The organism is Nocardiopsis potens DSM 45234 (assembly GCF_000341105.1).
GTDB lineage: Bacteria > Actinomycetota > Actinomycetes > Streptosporangiales > Streptosporangiaceae > Nocardiopsis_A > Nocardiopsis_A potens.
On the sequence record NZ_ANBB01000048.1, the window covers coordinates 1 to 17770 of the forward strand.

The window sequence follows — 17770 nt, forward strand, 5'->3', positions numbered from 1 at the left end:
CTACCGCACCCCGGCCGAGGCCCTCAACGACTTCCTCGTTGCAACAACCGATTGACATCACCGAGCATGCTCGCGCCGCCGAGGGGGGTTATATCCCTTGTGTCGGGTTAGCGGCGAGGGTCGGGCGGGGGCGGGGGCGGGGGCACCCTGCGCACCTCGGCGGCACCCCGATTACATCTACCAGCGAGTAGTAAGCCCTGAAGCGCCCACCACCCCCTTCCTGGTTACCCAGAGTGGTCAAGTAGGGCCTTCTGGGAGAGTAAATGCGACATCTCACCTCCGTAGTTGCCCTCCTCGGGTTTCGGCCCCTTGCTTCCCGGCCTTGCGGGCGGCTCGAACTCCCGGTCACCAGCCTGATCGGGGCCGTTCGGGCCCCTGGAAGGCCGATCCGGCCCGGGATGCGCGCCCGGGAATCACTGGGGTGCTCTCGCGGTGCGCAGGGCGCCTTACCCCACCATCACCCTGCGTATTCGCCCAGGTCAGGGAGAGGTGGTGGTTTCCGAGCGGCCGGCCCCGGTGCCCGGGGCGACGCGGGCATGGTGATCCCGCCCCCGACCCGCCTCGACCGCCCCGACCCGCTCTGCCGCACCCGACCGGCCGGCCGGCACGCCCTCCCGCCTTCGCTGCTTGCTTGAGCCCCGGCCCCGTGGGGCGCCGAACCCGACCGACCGGCCGGTCCCCTCCCGCCGTCGGCGCCCGCCTGAACCTGCGCCCCGTGAGGCGCCGCGCTCGGGTGGGGCGCCCGGCCCCGTCCCTGCCTTCGCCGTCGCCGCCGGTCTGAACCTTCACCCTGTGAGGCTTCGCACCCGGGCGATCACCGGTACCCCACCCCTGCCCCCCGGGAGGGGGCCGGGACTCCGCCCGTTCTCCTACCGCTCGGTAGCTCGGATACGCTGCTGTCCGTTCTGACAAGGTCTTATCGCGCCCCGCCGGCGCGTACGGAGGTGCCCGACTCATGACCCGCTCGGCACTGGTCACCGGTGGAAACCGGGGGATCGGCCTGGCCATCGCCCGAGAGCTCGCCGCCGGCGGCGACGCCGTCGCCGTCACGCACCGCTCCGGCGAACCCCCGGAGGGGCTGTTCGGCGTGCACTGCGACATCACCGACTCCGCGCAGGTCGACGCGGCCTTCAAGCGGGTCGAGGAGGAGCAGGGCCCGGTCGAGGTGCTGGTGGCCAACGCCGGCATCACCAAGGACCAGCTCCTCGCCCTGATGAGCGAGGAGGACTTCTCCTCGGTCCTGGACACCAACCTCACCGGCGCCTTCCGGGTCGCCAAGCGCGCGGTCCGCGGCATGATGCGCAAGCGCACCGGCCGCATCATCCTGACCTCCTCGGTCGTCGGCCTGATGGGCTCGGGGGGACAGGCCAACTACGCGGCCTCCAAGGCCGGACTGGTCGGCTTCGCCCGCTCCCTCGCCCGCGAGCTGGGGTCGCGCAACATCACGGTCAACGTGGTGGCGCCGGGCTTCATCGAGACCGACATGACCGCCGCCCTGCCCGAGGAGCGCCAGGCGGAGATCAAGAAGAACATCCCCCTGGGCCGGTACGGCTCCAGCGAGGAGATCGCCAAGACGGTGCGCTTCCTCGCCAGCGAGGACGCCGCCTACATCACCGGCGCGGTGATCCCGGTCGACGGCGGCCTGGGGATGGGCCACTGAGCACCGCCTCCGGGCCCCACGCGTAGAACAGCTGAGAAGGATTTTCATGGGAATTCTCGAGGGCAAGCGCATCCTGGTCACCGGGGTGATCACGGACTCGTCGATCGCCTTCCACGTGGCCCGCCTCTGCCAGGAGCAGGGCGCCACCGTGGTGCTCACCGGCTACGGCCGGCTGAGCCTGGTCGAGCGGATCGCCCAGCGGCTGCCCGACGCCCCGCCGGTGCTGGAGCTCGACGTCACCGACGAGGGGCACCTGGCCAGCCTCGCCGAGCGCGTCTCCGAGCACGTCGACGGGCTGGACGGGATCGTGCACGCGATCGGCTTCACCCCGCAGACCGGCCTGGGCGGCAACTTCCTGGAGACCCCGTGGGAGGACGTCGCCACCGCGATGCACACCTCCGCCTTCTCCTTGAAGTCGCTGACCACCGCGGTGCTGCCGCTGCTCAAGGACGGCGGCTCGGTCGTCGCGATGGACTTCGACAACAGCATCTCCTACCCGATCTACGACTGGATGGGCGTCGCCAAGTCCGCGCTCACCTCCACCGCCCGCTACCTCGCCCGGTACCTGGGCGAGCAGCGGGTCCGGGTGAACCTGGTCTCGGCCGGCCCGCTGCGCACCATGGCGGCGCGCAGCATCCCCGGCTTCGACGAGCTGGCCAAGCACTGGCCGGAGCGCGCCCCGCTGGGCTGGGACACCACCGACCCGGAGCCCGCCGCCAAGGCCGTGGTGGCGCTGCTGTCCGACTGGTTCCCCGCCACCACCGGCGAGATCGTGCACGTCGACGGCGGCTTCCACTCCACCGGCGCCTGACCGGGCCCGCTTGGCGCGGCCCCGCCGCGGCCGCGTAGCCTGGGCGCACCGGACGACACGGGCGGGCGCCCCCTTCACCGTGAGGGGGCGCCCGCCCGTTCTCCGTCGGGAACCGACCGACGTGAAGGGAGCAGGAGCCATGGATCTCGGCCTCAAGGGGGCCAGAGCCGTCGTCACCGGTGCCAGCCGGGGCATCGGCCGGGCCATCGCGCAGGTCCTCGCCGAGGAGGGCGCCGACCTGGCGCTGTGCGCCCGTTCGCCGGAGCCGCTGGCCGAGGCCGCGGAGGAGCTCCGCAAGACCGGGGCGCGCGTCTTCCAGCGGGCGCTGGACGTCGCCGACACCGGCGCGCTCCACTCCTTCCTGGACGGCGCCGCCGCCGAACTGGGCGGCATCGACGTGCTCGTCTCCAACGTCTCGGCGGGCAGCTCGGCCGACTGGCGGGCCTCCTACGACACCGACCTGATGCCGTTCGTGCACATGACCGAGCGGGCCCGCCCGCACCTGGCCGCCTCGGAGCGCGGCGGCTCGGTGGTGCTCATCTCGACCACCTCGGCGCTGCACACCGGCCCGCCGTCCGGTCCCAAGCCCTACGGGCCGGTCAAGGCGGCGCTCAACCACTACGCCGCCTCGCTCGCCCGCACCCTGCCCCGGGAGGGCGTCCGGGTGAACACGGTCTCCCCGGGGCCGATCGAGTTCCCCGGCGGCGGCTGGGCCCGCCGCAAGGAGAACGACCCGGCCTTCTACGACTCGATCCGCTCGGCGATCCCGGCCGGACGGCTGGGCCGCCCCGAGGAGGTGGCCCGCGCGGTCGCCTTCCTGGCCGGCCCGGCGTCCTCCTTCATCAGCGGCGCGAACCTGGTGGTCGACGGCGGCTTCCTGGACCGGGTCTGAGCCCGGCCCGGCCCGCCGCCCCCGTGGCGGGCCGGGCCGCGCTCCCCGGGCGCCGACCCCGGTGCCGCCGCCTCGACCGGCTTCGGGACGGCGGCGGCGCCGAAACCGGTGCCTGCCCGGCGCCGGCTCAGGCGCCGCCGTCCAGGCCCAGTTCCCGGGCGGCCCAGGCGCGCATCTCCACCTTGCGGACCTTGCCGCTGACCGTCATCGGGAAGGAGTCCACGGTGCGCACGTAGCGCGGCACCTTGTAGTGCGCCAGCCGGTCGGCGCAGAACGCGGCGATCTCCTCGGCGGTGGGCGGGTCGGCCGGGTCCGCCGGTACGACGCAGGCCATCACCTCCTCGCCGTACTTCGCGTCCGGCACCCCGATCACCTGGACGTCGGCGATCTTCGGGTGGGTGTGCAGGAACTCCTCGATCTCCCGCGGGTAGACGTTCTCCCCGCCGCGGATCACCATGTCCTTGATCCGCCCGACGATCGACAGGTAGCCGTCCTCGCGCATCACCGCCAGGTCGCCGGTGTGCATCCACCGGCCGGAGTCGATCACCTCGGCGGTGCGCTCCGGGTCGTCCCAGTAGCCCAGCATCACCGAGTAGCCCCGGGTGCACAGCTCGCCGGCCTCGCCGCGGGGCACCGTCACCCCGGTCGCCGGGTCCACCACCTTCACCTCCACGTGCGGCATCACCCGGCCCACGGTCGCGGTGCGCCGCTCCAGGTCGTCGTCGACCCGGGTCTGGGTGGACACCGGCGAGGTCTCCGTCATCCCGTAGCAGATCGCCACCTCGGACATGTTCATCTCGGAGACCACCCGCTTCATGATCTCCACCGGGCACGGCGAGCCGGCCATGATGCCGGTGCGCAGCGTGGACAGGTCGTAGGAGGCGAAGTCGGGCAGGCCCAGCTCGGCGACGAACATGGTCGGCACCCCGTACAGCGAGGTGGCGCGCTCCGCCGAGACGGCGGCCAGGGCGGCGGCCGGCTCGAAGGACGGCGACGGGATGATCATGCACGCGCCGTGGCTGGTCGCCGCGAGGTTGCCCATCACCATGCCGAAGCAGTGGTAGAACGGCACCGGCAGGCAGATCCGGTCCTCCTCGGTGTAGCGCAGCAGCTCGCCCACGAAGAAGCCGTTGTTCACGATGTTGTGGTGGGACAGCGTCGCGCCCTTGGGGAACCCGGTGGTGCCCGAGGTGTACTGGATGTTGATCGGGTCGTCGCAGGAGAGCTCCGCGGCGCGCGCGTCGACCTCGGCGCAGTCCACCGACGCCGCCCCGGCCAGCAGCCGGTTCCACGACGGGTCGTCGAAGAAGACCAGCTCCTTCAGCGACGGCACCGCCGGGGCGGTCTCCTCGGCCATCCTCCGGTAGTCGCTGGTCTTGTGCCGCTGCGCCGACACCAGCATCCGCACCCCGGCCTGGTTCAGCACGTACTCCAGTTCGTGCCGGCGGTAGGCCGGGTTGATGTTGACCATGACCGCGCCGACCTTCGCGGTCGCGTACTGCACCAGGGTCCACTCCGGCCGGTTCGGCGACCAGACGCCCACCCGGTCGCCCTTGGCGACGCCCGCCGCGAGCAGCGCCCGGGCCGCCTCGTCCACCGCCCGGCCGAACTCGGCGTAGGTCCACCGCCGCCCCGAGACCACGTCGACCAGGGCCTCGCGCTCCCCGAACGAGGCCACCGCCCGGTCCAGGTTCTCCCCGATCGTCTCCCCGAGCAGGGGGGTGTCCGAGACGCCGCTCGCGTAGGACTTCGGCATGGTCTGCTCCCGTGGATCGCCGTCGGAATCCGCGCGCGTGGCTCCGGGCGCGCGGACGCACTACGATCGTCACCGATGTGAACCACGTCTCAGTACCCCCGAACGGGGGGAGTGCCGGGCCCCCGCGCACGGCGGGCGGCCCCCGTTCCCGGAGAGCGCGATGAGGTCCATGGCCGCACGTGAGGACGCCGCGGAGATCAGGGCGGCGCTGCCCGGGCTGCGCCGGGAGAGCGGGCTGCCGGTGGTGTTCGGCGGCGCGGTGCAGGCCACCGGCCGCGCCCACTACACCGAGCTCTCCGGCGCCGACACCGACGTGCTGCGCGGCCTGGTCATCGACCCGGGCCGCGGCCTGGGCGGCAAGTCGCTGACCGAGCTGCGGCCGCTGTGGGTGCCGGACTACCTGGCGGCCCGCCAGATCAGCCACGAGTACGACGGCCCGGTCCGCGCCGAAGGGCTGAAGGCGCTGGTCGCGGCGCCCGTGGTGGTGGCCGGGCGGTCGCGCGGGGTGCTGCTGGGCGGCCTGCGCCGATCGGTGCCGCTGGGCGAGCGGACCGTCGCCGCGTTCGCCGCGGCCGCCCGCGACGCCGGGCAGCGGATCGCCGTCCGGGACGACGCCCGCCGCCGCGCCGCCGAGGTGGAGCGGGCCCGCGCCGCCGCCGCGGACTCCGGCCCGGCCGCCCCGCACTGGACCGAGGTGCGCGCGCTCAACGCGGAACTCCGCGCGGCCGCCGCCGAGGTGGGCGACCCGGCGCTGCGCGACCGGCTGCTGGAGGTGTGCACCCGGATGGACGCCGCCGCCTCCCCGGCCCCCGCCGAGGACGCCCCCCGGCTCGCCCCGCGCGAACTCGACGTGCTCGCCTGCACCGCCCTGGGCTGCACCAACGCCGACACCGCGGCCCGGCTCGACCTGAGCCCGGAGACCGTCAAGTCCTACCTTCGCTCGGCCATGCGCCGCCTGGGCGCCCACACCCGCACCGAAGCGGTCGCCGAGGCCCGGAGGCACGGGCTGCTGCCCTGAGACCCGCTCCGCGCCCCGGGCACCGGCCTGCGGCGGAGCCGAGACGAGAGGAGGCGGCCCGATGTCCTCTGCGCTCGACCGGGCGCACTTCACGCTGCGCCGGCTCGGCGAAGAGATCGACGGCTACAAGGTGGAGATCATCCGGGGAGCATCGTGATGACCCCGGTCCGGCCGGTGCGCAACAAGACGGTGCACCTGCTCTGGAACCGGCTCGACCCGCAGGTCGGCGCGGAATGGGAGTTCATCAGCGACGTCAGGTTCCCCTTCCCCGAACTGGACGGCGAGCTCTGCCCCGACCTGGCGCTGATCCCCCGGGAGGAGGAGGCGAAGAACCTGGCGGAGTACCCTCCTGACCTCATCGAGATCGCCGTCGAGATCGTCTCTCCCAGCAGCGTCCGGCGGGACTACGAGGACAAAGCGGGCTTCTGCGCGGTCGCCGGCATACCGCTCTACGTGCTCTTCGACCCCTACCGCGCGGTCTGCGTCCAGATGTGGTCGCCCGAGGCCGGTGCCTACCTGCGTCGCGAGGAGCGGCCCTACGAAGGGGAGGTCGTCCTGCCGTCCCCCATGGGCGGGCTCGTCGTCGACACAGCGCGGCTCCCCGTCGACCCCGGCTGACCGGCGCGGCCGCCGGCGCCCCGGCGCGGTGGGCCTGTGGATCCGCCGGATCCCCGCCGGGGGCGCCCGGCGGGTCACCGGGAGCGGCGGCGGGCGGTGAACTCCAGCCCGGCGTAGACCGCGACCACCGCCGCCCCGGAGAGCAGGAACACGGTGCCCAGGCCGGTCAGCGGGAGGATCCCGGAGAACACGAGGGCCGCCAGCGCGGCGCCGGACAGCGCGTTGCCCGCCACGACGGCAGCGGAGAGCCGCGGCGGGATCCGCGGGTAGCCCGCGATCAGGAGCAGCGCGGCCGAGCCGCCGAGCATCGCGACGCCGAACGGGACCAGCCAGGAGGCGGGCATCCCGAGCGGGCCGGCCAGCCAGGGGGCGGTGCCCAGCAGGGCGATGCCGAACAGCAGCGTGCTCCACCCGTCGACCCGCAGCACGGCGCGGAGCGGGTCCTCCGGGCCGCCGGCGTGCTGCTCGGCGCTGCCGGAGCGGTCGGCGGCGGTCGGAGAGGAAAGGGCGGCCATGGCGGTCCTCCTGGGGTCGGTCGTCGCCGGGGCGCACCCGGCCCCGGTCCGGAACGACCCTGGCGGCCGCGGGGTCACGGACTCAATGACCCCGGAGGTCATGGCCGCTCTGCCCGGCCGGGCGCTACCCTCCCGGCATGGACGTGCGGCAGGGCTCGCGGACGGCGGGCGGGCGGACGGAGCGGGACCGGGCGGCGAACCGGGGGCGGCCCGCCTCGGCGGCGGAGGCGGCCCGGGAGCCGTCCCGGGTCGGCGCGCTGCTGCGGGAGTGGCGCCGGCGCCGCAGGCTCAGCCAGCTCGACCTGGCCCTGCTCGCGGAGAGCTCCGCCCGGCACCTCTCCTGCGTGGAGACCGGACGCGCCGCCCCCAGCCGGGAGATGGTGCTCCGCCTCGCCGGCGCGCTGGACGTCCCGCTGCGGGAGCGGAACGCCCTGCTGGTGGCGGCGGGCTACGCACCCGCCTACCGGGAGAGCGGCCTCACCGACCCGGGCATGGAGCCGATCCGCTCCGCGCTGGAGACCATGCTGGCGGCGCACGAGCCCTACCCGGCGGTGGCGGTCGACCGGCTGTGGAACGTGGTCGCGCTCAACCGGGCCATGGCGGTGTTCACCGGCGGCGTCCCCGGGTACCTGACGGACCCCGAGCCCAACGTGTACCGCCTGGTCCTGCACCCCGACGGACTGGTCTCCCGGCTGGCCGACCCGGCCGGGACCCGGGAGCTGCTCCTGAACCGCCTCCGCACCCAGGCCGAGGCCACCGGCGACCCCGACCTGCGCGCCCTGCACGCGGAGGTGAGCGCCTACCCGCTCCCCGCCGGCGCGGACGAGGAGCCTGCCGCCCCGGAGCCGCCCTCCGGGCCGATCAGCCTCCCGCTGCGGGTCCGCACCCCGCTCGGCGAGCTGTCCATGTTCAGTACCCTGGCCACCTTCGGCGCCCCGGCCGACGTGACCCTCTCCGAACTGGCGATCGAGCTCTTCTACCCCCTCGACGACTTCACCGAGAAGGCCCTGCGCGCACTGGCCGGATCCGAGGGGAGCGGCCGAGCCGCCCGGTGAACCGCCCGGGGCCGGGAGGCCCGGGGCGGGACCGGGCCCCTGAGGTTCTCCGGGGAGCCCGTCGCCCTCGCCTCCCGGGCGCTTCCGGTCAGCCCTCCCGGATGACGTCGACCAGGCGGGTGGTGCGGGGGAGGGAGGCGCGTTCGGCGACCGCGCGGGCCAGGTCGGGGCCGGCGGCGTGCACGATGGACAGGTGCCGGGTGGCCCGGGTCAGGGCGGTGTAGACCTGGGGCCGGGAGCCCCTGGTCTCCGGGCCGAACACGGCGACCGCGGCCGGCCAGCGCGACCCGTGCGCGGCGGCCACCGTCACCGCCCAGCCCGGACGGAGGTGCGCCGGGTCGACCGGGACCACCGCGCCGCCGGAGAGCTCCACCTCCGGCCGGCCGCCGTCCTCCCCGGAGGCGCGCAGGTAACCGATGTCGCCCGCCGAGTAGCCCGGGCCGTCCCCGCCGAGCAGCACCCGGTCGCCGGGGTCGAGGCCGCGCAGCGCGCCGGGGCCCGGGTTGAACCGCTCCTTGCAGGCCCGGTTGAGCGCGTCGGCGCCCGCCTCGCCGCCGCGGGTGGCCGCGACGATCTGCACGTGCTCGGCGGAGATGCCCAGCGCCCGCGGGATCGAGTCGCCGACCAGCTGGACCGCCCGGTGCGCGGCCTCCGCGCCGGAGCCGGCGGGCACCACCACGACCTCCCGGCCGGGGGCGTCCACCTGGGCCAGCTCCCCTCCGGCCACCGCCGCGGCCAGTGCGCCCAGCGGGCCGGCGGAGGGGTCGGCCGGCAGCTCGGCGACGGCCGCCAGCCGCGACCGCACCAGGTCCGGGACGACCTGGCCGGGGCGGGCCGAGGGGGCCTCCGCCGGGTCGGCGAACAGCACCAGGTGGGTGCCGTCCTCGCACGCCTCCACCAGCGCCGCCGCCCGCTCGACGTCCAGCGCCATCGCGTCGGTCACCGCGACGATCCCGGCCGGGATCGGGACGCCCGCCTCCAGCAGCCGCCCCAGCGGCACCGAGGCGGAGGCGACCGCGGGGGCGGCCTCCGCGCCGTCCCCGGCCTGCGCGTCCCCGAGCTGTCCGGCTCCGTCCCGTCCGGCGCCGTCCGCTGCGGCCGCCTCCTGCGCGACGGCCCCGGGGGCCCGCTCGCCGAGAGCGGCGAGGTCCGCTGCGGCCGCCGCCACCGGGTCGCCGGGGCCGTCCCCGTCCCCGTCCTCGGCGGAGGGGTGCTCCGGGGCGGGCGCGCCCTCGGGCGCCTCCCCGCCCGGCTCCTCGGCGGCCCCCTTCTCCTCGGCCTCTTCCCCTTCCCCGGCAGGCTCCTCTACGGCCGCGCCGACCCGGAGCGCGTCGCCGAGCACCGCGTTGACGTAGGCGGCGGTCTGCGCGGTGGGGGAGGCCACCGCGAGCCCCACGCGGCTGTCCGCGGCCGCCTCAGCCAGGCAGGCCAGCACCTGCCGGAGCGCCTCGGCGGAGGCGGCGCCGTGCTGCAGCACGGTGACCCCGCGCATGATCGAGGCGACCGCGGCCGCGGCGGTCTCCGCCGGGATCCCGGCTCCCAGCCGCTCGGCCGCCGCCTCGACCGTCTCCGCGGCGGTCGCCGGGTCCATGATCGGCTCGGAGGTGCCGACCAGCCGGGCGATCCCCTCGCCCAGGTCCTGCTCGGCCAGGCCGATCCGGGCGGGCGCGAAGAACCGGTCGGGGTCGGGCATCTCCGGCGCCTCCCCGCCGGTGAAGTCGTCCTCGGCGTCCTCCGGGAAGACCTCGAACGCCATCACCGCGCCGTCGTCCAGGGCCGCCTCGATGGAGGGGCCCGGGTCGGCGATCCGCATCGAGCGCAGCGCCCGGCCCAGCTCCCGCTCCTCCACGGCGGTGGAGCCCTCGCGCACCGCGGCGGAGAGCAGCCGGCCCACCAGCGCGCGGCCGCGCCGGGGGTCGTCGGGGGAGGCCGCGTCGCCCAGCGCACGCCGGGCGCAGTAGTCGGCCTGGTCCGGGGTGATCGAGGGCAGCGCCAGCAGCCGCCAGGGGTCCTCCGCGAGCTCCTCGGCGGCCTGCGGGCCGAGCGCGCCGATCAGGGGACCGGCCAGGGACTCCGGTGCGCCCATGCCGGCCAGCACGGCGCGGGTCCGCTCGTCGGGAGCGTCTGACATGCGGGAAGGTCCTCTCCATGGGGCCAACGTCGGTCACCGGGAGCCTAGCGAGGACCGGGGACCGCTCGGGGCGGAGACGGGCCGGGCCGGGAAGACCGGCGCCCCGTACCGGCCGGTCGCACGGGCCCGGCATCCGAGGCGGTGAGGGAAGGCGCCGGATCGCCGGCGGGGTCCGCTGGCCCCGGGTCAGCGCCGGGGCGGGGTCGAGGCGTCGTCCAGCGCCTCGCGGATCTCCCGGGGCAGCCGCACCTCCTCGGCGGCCAGGATCTCCTCCAGCTGGGCGGCGGTGCGCGGGCCGACCGCCACCGAGACCACCCCCGGGGTGTCCCGGACCCAGCCCAGCGCGACGGAGAGCGGCGAGACGCCGAGGCCGTCGGCCGCGGTGCACACCGACTCCACGATCCTGCGGCTGGAGTCGTTCAGGTAGGGCTCCACGTAGGAGGCCATGTGCGAGCGGGAGGCCCGCGAACCCGGCGGGACGCCGTTGCGGTACTTGGCGCTGAGCACCCCGCGGCCCAGCGGGGACCAGGCGATCAGACCCGCCCGCCGGGCCCGCAGGGCGGGCAGCAGGTCGCGCTCGGCGGACCGGTTGAGCAGCGAGTACTCCGCGCCGGCGGTGAGCACCGGGTTGCGGCCGGAGCCGGGCGCGGCCTGCTGCCAGGTGGCGTAGGTGGCGAACTGCCAGGCGGTCATGTCGCCCACCCCGATGTAACGGGCCTTGCCGGAGGAGACCGCCGCGTCGAGTGCGGCCAACGTCTCCTCCACCGGGGTGGCGGGGTCGTTCACGTGCAGCTGCCACAGGTCGACGTGGTCGGTCTGCAGCCGGCGCAGCGAGGACTCCAGCGAAGAGAGCAGGTGGCGGCGGGAGGCGTCGAAGGGCCGGTGCCCGTCGGTGGCGTGCCCGGCCTTGGTGGCGATGATCACATCACTGCGCCGGACCACCCCGTTGAGCAGCCGTCCGAGGATCCGCTCGCCCTCGCCGCCGTTGTAGATGTCGGCGGTGTCGATCAGGGTCCCGCCGGCGTCCACGAACGTGGTGAGCAGTTCCGAGGCCGACTCCTCGTCGGTGTCGTTGCCCCAGGTCATGGTCCCCAGGGCGGTGCACGACACCCACAGGCCCGAGCCGCCCGCCTGTCGCTGTTCCATGGCGAGCGAGAGTACCCGGTCCGACCGGCGCAGGCCGAGGGCAGCCCGGCCGGGCGCCGTCCGGGCGGGCGCGGCGGGGCGGCGCGGCGGCCCCGTCGGGGCGGCGGAGGCGCGCGGAGACGCCGGGCGGAGTGGGAATGCCGAGGGCGCTGGGTAGGCAGTAAGCTTTCCGGCAGCCGCCACCGGGTGCCGGATGGGGTCTCCCGATACCCCGCCCCCGGTCGGCGCCCCGAGCAACCGCGCGCCCCGTCCGCGCCCGCCCGTACGCCGCCACCAGGAGCCGAGCCAGCCGTGTCCCTCATCGAGGCCATCATCCTTGGACTGATCCAAGGCCTGACCGAATTCCTGCCGATCTCCTCCAGCGGGCACCTCCGGGTGTTCTCCGCGTTCTTCGGCTGGCCCGACCCGGGGGCGGCGTTCACCGCGGTCAGCCAGATCGGCACCGAGCTCGCGGTGCTGGTCTACTTCCGCAAGCGGATCTGGGCGATCCTGTCCACCTGGACCCGGTCGCTGTTCAAGTCCGAGCTGCGCCGGGACATCCACGCCCGGCTGGGCTGGTACGTCATCCTGGGCACCATCCCCATCGGCGTGCTGGGCCTGCTCTTCGAGGAGCAGATCGACACCGTCTTCCGCGACCTGCGGATCATCGCGCTCACCCTGATCGTCTTCGGCGTCCTGCTCGGCGTGGTGGACAAGTACAGCCGCAAGCACCGGACGGTCTCCGACCTCAACGTGCAGCGCGGCGTGACCTTCGGCCTGTTCCAGTGCCTCGCGCTGATCCCGGGCGTCTCCCGCTCCGGCGGCACCATCACCGGCGGCATGCTGATGGGCTTCAAGCGCACCGACGCCGCCGAGTTCTCCTTCCTGCTGGCGATGCCCGCGGTGTTCGCCTCCGGCCTGTACAAGCTGACCGACATCGGCGGCGACGAGTACGCCGGGTGGGGCGCCACCATCGTCGGCACCCTGGTGGCGGGCGTCATCGGCTACGTCTGCGTGGCCTGGCTGATGAAGTTCATCTCCACGCACAGCTTCATGCCGTTCGTCTACTACCGGGTGGCGCTGGGCATCCTGATCCTCACCCTGGTCAGCTTCGGGCTGCTGGACCCCGCGGGCGGCGCGGAGCACAAGCCGGCGCAGAGCGAGGTCTCCGCCGAGGAGGAGAAGAAGGAGGAGCCCGCCCCGGAGAAGTCCGAGGAGCCGGAGCCGAGCCCCTCGCCCAGCACCGACCCGGCCACCGGCTGGGAGATCGACCCCGAGGTCGGCCTGCCGCGCAACCCGGAGACCGGCCTGCACCACGACCCCGAGCTGGGCATGGACGTGAACATCGACCAGCAGAGCGGCCTGCCGGTCAACCCGCTGACCGGCCAGACCTACGACCCGCGCGAGACGCAGGGCGAAGGCGCCGGGCAGGGCGCCCAGCCCGGCCAGGAGGGCGCGGCCCCCGGCCAGGAGGGCACCGCGCAGCAGGAGCAGGGCGTCCCCGCGGGCTGAACCGGGCCGGGCGGCGGCGGGGCGGGCACTAGGGTGGTCCACCATGGGCACTCCGCAGCACCGCTCCGTCACCCTCCTGCTCCTCAGGCACGGCCTCACCGCGGCGACCGGGACCGTGCTCGCCGGCCGCGCGCCAGGGCTGCATCTGGACGAGCGCGGCCGCGAGCAGGCCGAGCGGGCCGCGCGCCGGCTGGCCGGGCTGCCGGTCGACGCGGTCGTCACCAGCCCGCTGGAGCGCTGCGCCGAGACCGCCGAACCGGTCGCCCGCGCCCTCGGGGCGCCGGTGCGGACCGACTCCCGCTTCGCCGAGTGCGACTACGGCGAGTGGACCGGGCGGACCCTCGAAGAGCTGGCCGAGGAGTCGCTCTGGCCGGTGGTGCAGGCGCACCCCTCGGCCGCCCGGTTCCCCGGCGGCGAGTCGCTGGCCGGCATGTCCGCCCGGGCGGTGGAGGCGGTGCGGGACTGGAGCGGCCGCCTGCTCGCCGGGCGGGAGGAGCCGCGCGACCCGGTGCTGCTGGTCTGCACGCACGGCGACGTCATCAAGGCCCTGGCCGCCGACGCGCTCGGCCTGCACCTCGACCTCTTCCAGCGGATCCAGGCCGACCCCTGCTCGGTCACCGCGATCCGCTACACCCCGATGCGCCCCTTCCTGCTCCGCCTCAACGACGTGGGGGAGACCGCCGAAGGGCTGGCCCCGCCCGAGGAGGTGCGGAGCGACGCCGTCGTCGGCGGCGGCGCGGGCCGGGCGCGCGCCTGACCGGCGTCGCACCGCGGGACCGCGATGATCTAGGGTTCAACCCATGTCCGTGTTTCTGTACGACCCGCCCGCGCGCTTCGTGGCCGGGACCGTCGGCCGGCCCGGCGACCGCACCTTCTTCCTCCAGGCGAGCGGCGAGGGCCGGCTCACCTCCGTGGCACTGGAGAAGGCGCAGGTCTCCGCGCTGGCCGAACGCATCGAGCAGCTTCTGGAAGAGGTGCGGCTGCGGTTCGGCGACCCGCTGGCGGCCGAGGGGGCCGGGGACCCGGGCGACGTCGACGACGGACCGCTGGAGCAGCCGATCGAGGAGGACTTCCGGGTCGGCACGCTCGCCCTGGCCTGGGACGCCGAGTCCTCCCGGGTCATCGTCGAGGCCCAGGAGGCGGTCGAGGCCGACCCCGGCGCCGAGACCGAGGAGGTCGAGGTGTTCAGCGAGACCGGCCCGGCCGACCGGGACGTGCTCCGGGTCCACCTGACCGCGGGCGCGGCGCGCGCCTTCGCCGGGCGCGCGATGCGCGTGGTGGCCGCGGGCCGGCCGGACTGCCCGCTGTGCGGCCTCCCGCTCGACCCGGCCGGCCACATCTGCCCCCGGCAGAACGGCTACCGCCCCGCCGAGTCCTGAGCGCGGCAGGAGGGAGCGGGTGACGGAACCGCTGGAGGTGCCGCCCGGCGCCGAGGCCCTGGAGCTGCTGGCCGGCGGGAGGCTGGAGGTCGTCGGCAGGCTCACCGCCGCCTCCAACGCGACCTTCTACGCCACCGTCGCGGGCGGTGGCGCCGAGGCCGCATGCGTGTACAAGCCGGTGTCCGGGGAGCGCCCGCTGTGGGACTTCCCGGACGGCACCCTGGCCGGCAGGGAGGTGGCGGCCTTCGCCGTCTCCGAGGCCCTGGGGTGGGGGGTGGTCCCGCCCACCGTGCACCGCGACGGCCCGTTCGGCGAGGGCATGGTGCAGCTGTGGGTGGACGGCGACCCCGAAGTCGAACTCGTCGCCCTGTCCCGGCGGGCCGACCACGGCGGGCTGCGCCGGATGGCCGTCTTCGACGCGGTCATCAACAACTCCGACCGCAAGATCGGCCACCTGCTGCCCGCCCCCGGCGGCCACCTGTACGGCTGCGACCACGGGGTCTCCTTCGCCGAGGAGTACAAGCTGCGCACCGTGCTGTGGCAGTGGCAGGGCGAGCCGCTCACCGGGGAGGCGCTGGACGGGCTGGCCCGGCTGGCCGAGCGGATGGCCGGCGGCCCGCTCGCCGAGGAGCTGGCCGCCCGCCTCACCGAGCCCGAGCGGTACGCGCTGCGCCGCCGGGTGGAGCTGCTGCTGGAGCACCGGGTGCACCCCTACCCCTCGCCGGCCTGGCCCTCGGTGCCCTGGCCCCCGGTCTGACCGCCCCTCTGCGTTGTGAGGAGGCGGGTCAGCCGACCCGGTGCAGCTCGCCGGAGTCCTCCTCGGCCTCCGGGGCGGCGGCGCGGCGCTCCTCGGAGCGGCGCATCAGCCGGTCGTCGACCAGCCGCACCGCGGTGATCAGCGCCGCGGCGGCCGCGGCGACCGACAGCGCGACCGTGATCTTGCCCGGGTCGCTCACGTCCAGCGCGAAGAACTCCTGCCCCAGCGGGGTGAGCATCGCGGTGAGCAGCAGCCCGACCATCCCGCCGACCAGGGCGACCTTCCACCACACGTACGGCTTGGCGACCAGCAGCAGCACCCACAGCGTGGTCGCGCACAGGGTGATCACCACCGCGGTGCGGTCGGTGAGCTCAGGGACCGAGGCGCCGTCCAGCACGATCAGGTAGGTGGTGATCGCCGCGGCCCCGCTGATCAGCCCGGAGGGGACGGCCAGCCGCAGGGTGCGGCGGACGAAACCGGGCCGGGCCCGCTCCAGGTTGGGCGCCAGCGCGAGGAAGAACGACGGGATGCCGAAGGTCACCGCGTTGATCAGGGTGGCGTGCCGGGGGAAGAACGGGTAGGCGACCGTGAGCAGGCTGACCACGGTGGCCATCGTCATCGAGTAGACCGTCTTGGTCAGGAACAGGTTGGCGACCCGCTCGATGTTGCCGATCACCCGGCGCCCCTCGGCCACCACGGCCGGCAGCGCGGAGAACCTGTTCCCCAGCAGCACGATCTGGGCCACCGCGCGCGAGGCCGGGCTGCCGGAGCCCATCGCCACGCCGATGTCGGCCTCCTTGAGGGCCAGCACGTCGTTGACCCCGTCCCCGGTCATCGCGACGGTGCGCCCGCGCCCCTGCAGGCCGCGCACCATGTCCCGCTTCTGCTCCGGGGCCACCCGGCCGAACACGGCGGTCCGCTCCACCTCCGCGGCGAACTCCGGGTCCGCCCCCGGGGGCAGCGCCCGCGCGTCGACCGGCCGGTCCCCGCCGGGCAGGCCGGCCTCCCGGGCGACCGCGCCCACCGAGGCGGCATTGTCCCCGGAGACCACCTTCACCTCGACGCCCTGCCCGGCGAAGTAGTCCAGGGTGTCCTTGGCGTCGCCGCGCAGCCGCTGGTCCAGCACGACCAGCGCGGCCGGCGCCACCGGCCCCGGCGCGCCGCCGGAGTCCACCCGCTCGGCCGCGCGGGCCAGCAGCAGCACCCGCATGCCCTGCGCGCCGATCCGCTCGGCCTCCGCGGCCTCCGGGCCGCCCGGCGCGGCGAGCACGTCGGGGGCGCCGATGACCCAGTGCCGCTCGCCCTCGGGGGTGGCGAACGAGGCGCCGCTCCACTTGCGCGCCGAGGAGAACGCGGCGACCGCGACCGGCTCCCACGGCGGCGGCGCGCCCAGGGACTCGGCGAGGGCGGCCATGCTCGGGTTGGGGCGCGGGTCGGCCGCGGCGAGCGCGGCCAGCACCGGCCGCACGTCCTCGCCGCCGCCGCACTCGCGGACCTCGGCCAGGCGCATCCCGTTCTCGGTGAGGGTGCCGGTCTTGTCGGTGCACACCACGTCGACCCGGGCCAGCCCCTCGATCGCGGGCAGCTCCTGCACCAGGCACTGCCGTCGGCCCAGCCGGATCACCCCCACCGCGAAGGCGATGCTCACCAGCAGCACCAGGCCCTCGGGGATCATCGACACCAGGGCGGCCACCATGCCGCGCAGCGCGTCGGCGACCGGACCGGAGACGGCGCCCCCGCCGATCGACTCCTGGATGCCGGCCTCCCCGTGCAGCGCCAGCTGGCTGAAGATCAGCACGCCGCCGATCGGGAAGAGCGCCCAGGTGATGAACTTCAGGATGCGGTCGATGCCGGACCGCAGCTCGGAGCGGACCAGGGTGAACCGGCTCGCCTCCTCGGCCAGCCGCGCCGCGTAGGCGTGCCGGCCCACCTTGGCGGCCCGGTACCGGCCGCTGCCGGCGACCACGAAGCTGCCCGACATGACCGGGTCGCCGGGGCCCTTGACCACGGGGTCGGCCTCGCCGGTGAGCAGCGACTCGTCGACCTCCAGCGCGGTGGCCGCGACCACCTCGCCGTCCACCGCGATCTGGTCGCCCTGGGCGGCCTCGACCACGTCGTCGAGCACGATCTCCTGGGAGGTGACCTCGCGGACCTCGCCGTCCCGCAGCACCCGGGGGCGGGCGGCGTTGACGATGGCCAGTCTGTCCAGGGTGCGCTTGGCGCGCAGCTCCTGCCCGATGCCGATGAGCGTGTTGACCACGATCACCATGGCGAACAGGCCGTCCTGCACCGGGCCGATCACCGCGATGATCGCGAACAGCACCGCGACCATCGCGTTGATCCGGGTGAACACGTTGCCCCGGATGATCGCCCCGAGGCTCCGGCTGGCCCGGACCGGGACGTCGTTGGTGCGGCCGGCGGCGATCCGCTCGGCGACCTGGGCCGAGGTCAGCCCGTGTTCGGGGTCGAGCACGGTGGAGGCCGGGGCCGGCCGGTCGCCGTGGTGGGGCATGTGCGCTCCATGGGGATGTGTCATCGGGG

General features: G+C 75.1%; 15 protein-coding genes. 10 read left to right on the forward strand and 5 right to left on the reverse strand.

Going from position 1 to position 17770, the window contains the following annotated elements:
- The first annotated feature begins 955 nt into the window (after positions 1 to 955).
- The 3 genes from fabG to D459_RS0120045 all read left to right on the forward strand — a co-directional run bounded on the left by fabG (position 956) and on the right by D459_RS0120045 (position 3363).
- The gene (gene fabG / locus D459_RS0120035; protein ID WP_017594784.1) at positions 956 to 1660 is read left to right on the forward strand and encodes a 3-oxoacyl-[acyl-carrier-protein] reductase; all 705 of its coding nucleotides are present in this window, start codon (positions 956 to 958) and stop codon (positions 1658 to 1660) included.
- A gap of 46 nt (positions 1661 to 1706) precedes the next feature.
- Positions 1707 to 2471: an enoyl-ACP reductase FabI gene (fabI, locus tag D459_RS0120040; protein ID WP_017594785.1), complete on the forward strand. Its 765-nt coding sequence runs from the start codon at positions 1707 to 1709 to the stop codon at positions 2469 to 2471.
- A 139-nt stretch (positions 2472 to 2610) separates the two neighbouring features.
- Positions 2611 to 3363: an SDR family NAD(P)-dependent oxidoreductase gene (locus tag D459_RS0120045; protein ID WP_017594786.1), complete on the forward strand. Its 753-nt coding sequence runs from the start codon at positions 2611 to 2613 to the stop codon at positions 3361 to 3363.
- Positions 3364 to 3490: 127 nt separating this feature from the next.
- On the opposite strand, the gene D459_RS0120050 is transcribed toward D459_RS0120045, so the two are convergent.
- A complete protein-coding gene (locus tag D459_RS0120050) occupies positions 3491 to 5119 on the reverse strand; it encodes an AMP-binding protein (RefSeq protein WP_017594787.1) in 1629 nt (542 codons plus the stop codon).
- A 160-nt stretch (positions 5120 to 5279) separates the two neighbouring features.
- Here D459_RS0120050 and D459_RS0120055 point away from each other — a divergent pair, with 160 nt between their 5' ends.
- Together D459_RS0120055 and D459_RS32255 are read left to right on the forward strand one after the other, a co-directional pair.
- Entirely contained in the window at positions 5280 to 6137 is an 858-nt protein-coding gene (locus D459_RS0120055; RefSeq protein WP_026120576.1) for a response regulator transcription factor, read from the forward strand.
- 156 nt (positions 6138 to 6293) lie between these two features.
- Positions 6294 to 6755 carry a Uma2 family endonuclease gene (locus tag D459_RS32255; RefSeq protein WP_017594790.1) on the forward strand — a complete coding sequence of 154 codons (462 nt, stop codon included), beginning with the start codon at positions 6294 to 6296 and terminating at the stop codon, positions 6753 to 6755.
- A 74-nt stretch (positions 6756 to 6829) separates the two neighbouring features.
- Here the strand turns inward: D459_RS32255 and D459_RS0120065 are convergent, their stop codons facing one another.
- Positions 6830 to 7270 carry a hypothetical protein gene (locus tag D459_RS0120065; protein WP_017594791.1) on the reverse strand — a complete coding sequence of 147 codons (441 nt, stop codon included), beginning with the start codon at positions 7268 to 7270 and terminating at the stop codon, positions 6830 to 6832.
- 137 nt (positions 7271 to 7407) lie between these two features.
- Between D459_RS0120065 and D459_RS0120070 the strand changes: the two genes are divergently transcribed.
- Complete coding sequence (locus D459_RS0120070; RefSeq protein WP_017594792.1) at positions 7408 to 8325, forward strand: helix-turn-helix transcriptional regulator; 918 nt, start codon at positions 7408 to 7410, stop codon at positions 8323 to 8325.
- Between the two features lie 88 nt (positions 8326 to 8413).
- Here D459_RS0120070 and D459_RS0120075 read toward each other — a convergent pair whose 3' ends face one another.
- Positions 8414 to 10456, reverse strand: a complete 2043-nt coding sequence (locus D459_RS0120075) for a helix-hairpin-helix domain-containing protein (RefSeq protein ID WP_017594793.1) — start codon at positions 10454 to 10456, stop codon at positions 8414 to 8416.
- Between the two features lie 186 nt (positions 10457 to 10642).
- On the reverse strand, positions 10643 to 11602 hold the full coding sequence (locus D459_RS0120080; RefSeq protein WP_193790278.1) for an aldo/keto reductase: 960 nt from the start codon (positions 11600 to 11602) through the stop codon (positions 10643 to 10645).
- Positions 11603 to 11893: 291 nt separating this feature from the next.
- Between D459_RS0120080 and D459_RS0120085 the strand changes: the two genes are divergently transcribed.
- The 4 genes from D459_RS0120085 to D459_RS0120100 are packed head-to-tail and all read left to right on the forward strand — an operon-like array spanning position 11894 to position 15229.
- The gene (locus D459_RS0120085; protein ID WP_017594795.1) at positions 11894 to 13093 is read left to right on the forward strand and encodes an undecaprenyl-diphosphate phosphatase; all 1200 of its coding nucleotides are present in this window, start codon (positions 11894 to 11896) and stop codon (positions 13091 to 13093) included.
- A 43-nt stretch (positions 13094 to 13136) separates the two neighbouring features.
- Positions 13137 to 13850: an MSMEG_4193 family putative phosphomutase gene (locus D459_RS0120090; protein WP_017594796.1), complete on the forward strand. Its 714-nt coding sequence runs from the start codon at positions 13137 to 13139 to the stop codon at positions 13848 to 13850.
- Between the two features lie 43 nt (positions 13851 to 13893).
- A complete protein-coding gene (locus tag D459_RS0120095) occupies positions 13894 to 14472 on the forward strand; it encodes a DUF3090 domain-containing protein (protein WP_017594797.1) in 579 nt (192 codons plus the stop codon).
- Between the two features lie 19 nt (positions 14473 to 14491).
- Entirely contained in the window at positions 14492 to 15229 is a 738-nt protein-coding gene (locus tag D459_RS0120100; protein WP_017594798.1) for an SCO1664 family protein, read from the forward strand.
- 28 nt (positions 15230 to 15257) lie between these two features.
- Here D459_RS0120100 and D459_RS0120105 read toward each other — a convergent pair whose 3' ends face one another.
- Complete coding sequence (locus D459_RS0120105) at positions 15258 to 17741, reverse strand: HAD-IC family P-type ATPase (RefSeq protein WP_017594799.1); 2484 nt, start codon at positions 17739 to 17741, stop codon at positions 15258 to 15260.
- Between the last annotated feature and the right edge of the window lie 29 nt (positions 17742 to 17770).

Excerpts from the sequence above, each read along its gene's own strand:
- fabG (WP_017594784.1), top strand. The coding sequence starts at position 956 with ATGACCCGCTCGGCACTGGTCACCGGTGGAAACCGGGGGATCGGCCTG.
- fabI (WP_017594785.1), top strand. The coding sequence starts at position 1,707 with ATGGGAATTCTCGAGGGCAAGCGCATCCTGGTCACCGGGGTGATCACG.
- D459_RS0120045 (WP_017594786.1), top strand. The coding sequence starts at position 2,611 with ATGGATCTCGGCCTCAAGGGGGCCAGAGCCGTCGTCACCGGTGCCAGC.
- D459_RS0120050 (WP_017594787.1), bottom strand. The coding sequence starts at position 5,119 with ATGCCGAAGTCCTACGCGAGCGGCGTCTCGGACACCCCCCTGCTCGGG.
- D459_RS0120055 (WP_026120576.1), top strand. The coding sequence starts at position 5,280 with ATGAGGTCCATGGCCGCACGTGAGGACGCCGCGGAGATCAGGGCGGCG.
- D459_RS32255 (WP_017594790.1), top strand. The coding sequence starts at position 6,294 with ATGACCCCGGTCCGGCCGGTGCGCAACAAGACGGTGCACCTGCTCTGG.
- D459_RS0120065 (WP_017594791.1), bottom strand. The coding sequence starts at position 7,270 with ATGGCCGCCCTTTCCTCTCCGACCGCCGCCGACCGCTCCGGCAGCGCC.
- D459_RS0120070 (WP_017594792.1), top strand. The coding sequence starts at position 7,408 with ATGGACGTGCGGCAGGGCTCGCGGACGGCGGGCGGGCGGACGGAGCGG.
- D459_RS0120075 (WP_017594793.1), bottom strand. The coding sequence starts at position 10,456 with ATGTCAGACGCTCCCGACGAGCGGACCCGCGCCGTGCTGGCCGGCATG.
- D459_RS0120080 (WP_193790278.1), bottom strand. The coding sequence starts at position 11,602 with ATGGAACAGCGACAGGCGGGCGGCTCGGGCCTGTGGGTGTCGTGCACC.
- D459_RS0120090 (WP_017594796.1), top strand. The coding sequence starts at position 13,137 with ATGGGCACTCCGCAGCACCGCTCCGTCACCCTCCTGCTCCTCAGGCAC.
- D459_RS0120095 (WP_017594797.1), top strand. The coding sequence starts at position 13,894 with ATGTCCGTGTTTCTGTACGACCCGCCCGCGCGCTTCGTGGCCGGGACC.
- D459_RS0120105 (WP_017594799.1), bottom strand. The coding sequence starts at position 17,741 with ATGCCCCACCACGGCGACCGGCCGGCCCCGGCCTCCACCGTGCTCGAC.